The organism is Streptomyces niveiscabiei (genome assembly GCF_001419795.1).
Taxonomy (GTDB): domain Bacteria; phylum Actinomycetota; class Actinomycetes; order Streptomycetales; family Streptomycetaceae; genus Streptomyces; species Streptomyces niveiscabiei.
Map to the genome: position 1 here is coordinate 1 of NZ_LIRL01000239.1, position 4,990 is coordinate 4,990.

Sequence of the window (4,990 nt, forward strand, 5' to 3'; positions counted from 1 at the left end):
GACGCCGAGTCGGGCCGCGGCCTCACCCTCCTCACGGCCCTCGCCCAGCGTTGGGGCGTGGAGTGGGCGGCCGGCCGCAAGACCGTGTGGTGCGAGATCAGCGACTCGTGACGACGTCACCGGTGCAGCGCGGATCGGGATGCGGCGCCACCTGATCCGCGACGGCCTCCACCCAGCGGACGCGCTGCGCATCGAGCCCCGTATCCGCGGGAACGGCGAACCAGACCCACCCGCCGCGGTACGAGGCACTCGGGGCCGTCCCCACGACGTACCGATGACCCGGTGACAGCACGGGGTAGCTCTCAGGTTTGTCGGTCGTATAGTCCCCCTCAGAGGTACGCCCGACCCCCTGCCCAACAGTCAACTCGGCGGGTGGCGTCCCTTTGAGCGGTTCATCGACACGCAAGGCGGACCTGAGGACCCCACCGGGGAGTTCGGCTTCCTCCTCCAGGTATCCCACCGTACGGGTGACGGTGACGACGGCCACGACGACGGCGTAACCGGCCTTGTCGACGTCCCGCTCGTACGCGGGAACACAGACACTGGCAATCTCGTCACCCCCGGAGGACCCGGCGTACCAGACACCGGCAGCCGTAGCGCAGAGCACGGCGGTCACGGCTGCGGCGACAGCCGGAAGACGGATGTGCTTCACGGCATCAACCGACGGACGTCCACATCAGCGACAGCACGCGGCCTGACTTGTGGCACAACCCGAGCGCGTGCCCGAGTTCATGCGCGGCGGTCGCCCGCCGGTAGTCCCGGGTGCCGCGTTCGCGGCTGTCGAGGAGGCAGTACGGACCTTGATCTTCGACAGGGCGCCGGAGGAGGACTGCCACACCTTCGCGGCATGCGTGCGGGCCTCGTCGTACTTGGTGGACTCGGTGAACCGGATCTCGCCGTCGTCCACGGCGGAGCGGGAGCGGGTCTCCGACTCGCCCGCCACACACGCCGCCGCGGGTACGCGGTGCGTGTACGGGGAGTTGGTCAGCAACAGAGCCGTGGCGAGCGCGACCATCGTCGCAGCATTCATGGAACCGGCCGGTTGGAAGGAGGAACGGGAGACCGACAGTAGAAGCGGACGGCACCCGCAAAATGCCGATCACTACGGTTTCCACCCGGATGGCCGAACCCTCCAAACGTACGCCCCTCAGAACGGGTTCGAAGGTCGGCCATACGGGACCGATCTCGCCGCCGCGAGCAGTTCTTCGAGGTCTTCCGGCTCCAGGTACTCCAGCACGTCCGGGTCGATGCGGTGGTACCGGTCCACGTCGAGCAGGCACCGTACGAAGGCCGGCACGAAAGCGGAGAACGTCCGTCGAAGGTCACACAGCCCTCTTCATGGACCATCGTGACGACCTTCCACCGATCCGGATCCGGATCGCACGGCAGAAAGAAGTGTTCGCCGCCACTCTGGTCGTACCCCCACGCAATCAACCCGCCAGGTTCCGGGTGGAACAGATACGGGACATGCTCGGAGCGCCTCTCGCTCAGGGTCTTCTCCCGGCGCGCGGTGAACATCTGATGCGTCTCACGCATCCGCTCCAGCGACGGACTCGATCCCCCGCGGATGGAAACAGCAAGCTCACCGGAGACCGCCCCGCTGCCGTAGACGTCAAGGAACGCCTTAAAATCGACCGGAAGAACGGAACCCACGTGCCGCTCGGCTTCACTCCAGTCGCCCGGATCCACCTGCCGATCGACGGGTTCTCCCAGCCCTCAGCTCATCCAACACCGACATGTTCTCCCCCAGCATCATCAGAGCTTTTCAAACGACGGTTCGCCATCCAGTACCGGCGCATAGAGATCTTCATTCAGCGCCCGCCACAGAAATTCGGTGAACGACATGTCGAACACCGCCCACTCTCCCATGTCGACCACCACCCGCCATCGATCGCAGTCAGGGCCGGGCGGCAAGAGGAAGAAATAGTTCCCCCGTACGACCGCCCTATCGCTATACATCCGCCCAGCTCAGGATGCACCGGATACGGATAAAGATCCGGATGCCGCTCCTTGAGGAACGAGTAGTTCTCGTGCGCGGACCGCACCAGATCCTCAAGGCACAGATTCGCCGCCGATTCCCTCCCGGGATGAAAGAGCAACACCTGATCGTTGAGACACCCTGCCCCGTAAGCCGAAACAAACTATTTATCATCGCTCGGAAGCCGAACAGTGAGCCAGGACTCGATTTCCAACCACTCCCCCACAGCGTCCCCCTGGTGTCGCGGAGACCCTAAGAGGACTTGAAACCTCGATACCCCGCTCAAATCTCCTCCCATGGATCAATCCCCTGGTCCCACAGCCTGTCCTCGTCTCGGAAATTGAGAAACCGAGCGCTCCCTCTCCCCCACAGGGAAGCATCACTGAGCGGGCATCTCGGAAAATCGGCCCGCAGAACACGAAGGATGAATTCGGCCATCCCGCAGTCATAGAGCGCCCAGCCTCCACCCTGACGCTCCCATACCGCCACCGGCCATTTATCGGGGTCAGCAGCGGATGCAACCCAACACAAGGCATCTGCCCCAACCGTTTCTCCCCACACAATCATATCCCTCAGTTCAGGGCGAGGCGCCGCCCAAGAATCTTGCCAAGAGTCTCTCGCTCCAGGAAGAAGATCACTCTCTCGCAAGCGACTCACGGTCAACGGTTCACCCTGGACGCCGGGGCGCGGAATCAAGACGGACAGATTATCTTCAACCCCTCCAGCCCCAAAAGTCCCTATGAATTGACGATAGTCGCTCGGGAAACCCGAAACGCCAAACTCAAGGGAAGATTCACCCCAATCGACAACATCGCCGGCCACACCATTCTCACAGAGAAGGGTGACAATCTCGCACAGCTCCATCACTACGCCACTCACGACACACTCCCGCAGTGGACACCCAAAAGATCACCCATCTAAGAACAGGTCGAGCTGCACTCAATCTCGCCAACTGACATAGGAGTGCGAATCTTGAATACAGAAGGTTTCACTGAAGGGTTCGAGTTTCCCTTCAAGCAGGGAGACAAGAAACTCAACCAGCCCGCCATCGAACATCGCCCACCGACTCTGCCCATAAGGTGATTGCCTCTTGAAGACGACGATCCTCCACGCCGAAGGCTTGCCTTCACACAGCCAAAAAATAACATCACCACTCGCAGTGAAACCCACTGGAAGGAGTCGAGTTTCGCGAATATCCGGAACCATTCCTTCCAGTTCGCAAGATCCATCCGAACCGAGAGAAGGGTCCGTCCCGCTGAAAAGATCTCCATACGCGGATCCAGGAATAGGAGGGGTTGAAATCGAAAGATATTCGTCAATTTCCCCTCCTCCGTATATCTCCACAAAGTCCCGGTAATCTTCCGGAAGCTCCGAGAACGAGGAGTCCTGCAATGACGACCATTCAATGGAATCTCCACCGCCAACTGGGGGAGGAAGGAGCACTCGGAGACGGGAAAGTAAAGCTTCAGACACAACAACCCCCCCTGGAGGTACAAGTTCTAAAGTATCACTCTAGCGATGGATTCCTGCCGTGCTGAATATGCACTCACATACCACGGGATGGACCATATCGAGTCTCTTGAGGATCTCCCGGAGACATAGGGAGGTCCATAAGCGCTATAGGCCCTGGATAGAAAGCACTACCACCTGGCCCGGTAACCTCTTCGCCGGTAAGCCAGAGATAAAGCCACTCCGCGAAAGAGAAGGAATACTCGAAGAATTCACCCTCCCCATTGTCAACGAATAGCGATGAGGGCCCCTTCACCCCCCGAGGCGCATAGAAGAGCGATTCCCCTCGATCAGTAGAGGCAATGGGAATCAAACCGTCCGGAGTTCCAAAAATTAGATTCGGAATGCCGAGAGAGAAGCGGGGATCACCTTCCGGCTCGACCCGGCCCCAGTCGATCTCCGACCATGACTGGATAGAACTACGGATCCATTCACCCAGGTTCCAACGTTCGGTCGCCGGATGACTCAGGTACAGGTGACCGTTGATCTGGACAGGGGCATAGGAATCGACGATCTCTTTATAATCGGACGGAAGAGATATTCCCAACTCGCTTTCAATCCTGCGCCACGCTCCAGGGTCCTGATACCGCCGCAGCGGCTCGCCCAGCATTTCCAGCACGAGTGAGAGGTAGTTGTTCTCTTTCATCCCCGCTACCTCCGAGGGCAATCTACGCTACCTCGGGTGGCTCCACCCGCAGGCGATTGCACAATCACACAGTGTTTCATATTGCCATCTTCCAGTGTTCCATAGTTGTACTCGATCTCGGTGGGGATACCACTGCCGCTGTTTCCATAGCGCGGGACTATAGAAATCAATAGACGCTTGCCCGACATGACAGCTTTCCTTATATCTTCCTCCACGCCGTAGCTCAAGTACGAATGATTGGCCTTCTCATACTCCGCCACAAGATTACGCAGGTCAATCCCGGAACCGCTTACTGCAGCGGGGATCAGATGCCCGTTGGCAGCTACGTAGCCTTGCGCTCTGATCTCTCTCATCCCTGGAGGCTGCGTGGTGTCGTTGGTATTGGTCCCTGGCCTCTTACGCCTCTTGTTGTAATCACTCTGGTCCAGCAGGCCGTACACGCCAGTTGCTCGGCACTCCGAACGCTTCTCGAAGGTGTCGTAGTACCGCTCGCGCGGCAGGTACACCGCGTGTCCTGTAGGACTCACACCCGGACCCTCGTCGCACTTCTCGTCCTGGCGCTTCCGGCCGTCATTCTTCCCACCGGGTTCATCCTTCGGTACCGGCAGCAAGTCGGCCGGGTCTTCGGAATCCACAACCACCACAGTCCGATCCGTTGTGTTCTCGTACCGGACCGCATTGATTCGCGATGTCTGCTCCACCCTCCCGACATTCACCTCCGGCCGCGGCTTCGGTCGAGTGGCCGCCGGCCGCGGGTTCTTCCCCGCGTTCGGGTTCTGTACAACCCTCGGTGCGGTCGGAGTCGTCTTGCCGGTGCCGGGTTTGTTGGCTGTGGCGCGGGAGGGGGAGTTGTAGCG

Annotated in this window: 8 protein-coding genes and 1 pseudogene; all 9 read right to left on the minus strand. The window is 60.1% G+C overall.

The window, feature by feature from the left end:
• Window positions 1-97 precede the first annotated feature (97 nt).
• A complete protein-coding gene (locus AOK24_RS12900) occupies window positions 98-652 on the minus strand; it encodes a hypothetical protein (RefSeq protein WP_159051856.1) in 555 nt (184 codons plus the stop codon).
• Window positions 653-676: 24 nt separating this feature from the next.
• Window positions 677-1,015, minus strand: coding sequence for a hypothetical protein (locus AOK24_RS48475; RefSeq protein WP_055720201.1), 339 nt, complete (start codon window positions 1,013-1,015; stop codon window positions 677-679).
• Between the two features lie 132 nt (window positions 1,016-1,147).
• Entirely contained in the window at window positions 1,148-1,297 is a 150-nt protein-coding gene (locus AOK24_RS48480) for a hypothetical protein (RefSeq protein ID WP_159051857.1), read from the minus strand.
• A 92-nt stretch (window positions 1,298-1,389) separates the two neighbouring features.
• A pseudogene (locus AOK24_RS52725) lies at window positions 1,390-1,689 on the minus strand (SMI1/KNR4 family protein); the annotation flags it as partial.
• Between the two features lie 66 nt (window positions 1,690-1,755).
• Window positions 1,756-1,881, minus strand: a complete 126-nt coding sequence (locus tag AOK24_RS52265) for a hypothetical protein (protein WP_276206834.1) — start codon at window positions 1,879-1,881, stop codon at window positions 1,756-1,758.
• Window positions 1,882-2,260: 379 nt separating this feature from the next.
• A complete protein-coding gene (locus AOK24_RS48485) occupies window positions 2,261-2,857 on the minus strand; it encodes a hypothetical protein (protein WP_159051858.1) in 597 nt (198 codons plus the stop codon).
• Between the two features lie 60 nt (window positions 2,858-2,917).
• Window positions 2,918-3,421, minus strand: coding sequence for an SMI1/KNR4 family protein (locus AOK24_RS45750; protein WP_240553865.1), 504 nt, complete (start codon window positions 3,419-3,421; stop codon window positions 2,918-2,920).
• Between the two features lie 103 nt (window positions 3,422-3,524).
• Entirely contained in the window at window positions 3,525-4,133 is a 609-nt protein-coding gene (locus AOK24_RS45755; RefSeq protein WP_079056791.1) for an SMI1/KNR4 family protein, read from the minus strand.
• 5 nt (window positions 4,134-4,138) lie between these two features.
• Window positions 4,139-4,990: DNA/RNA non-specific endonuclease (locus AOK24_RS45760; RefSeq protein WP_159051859.1), on the minus strand; the 852-nt coding region annotated here is incomplete at its 5' end.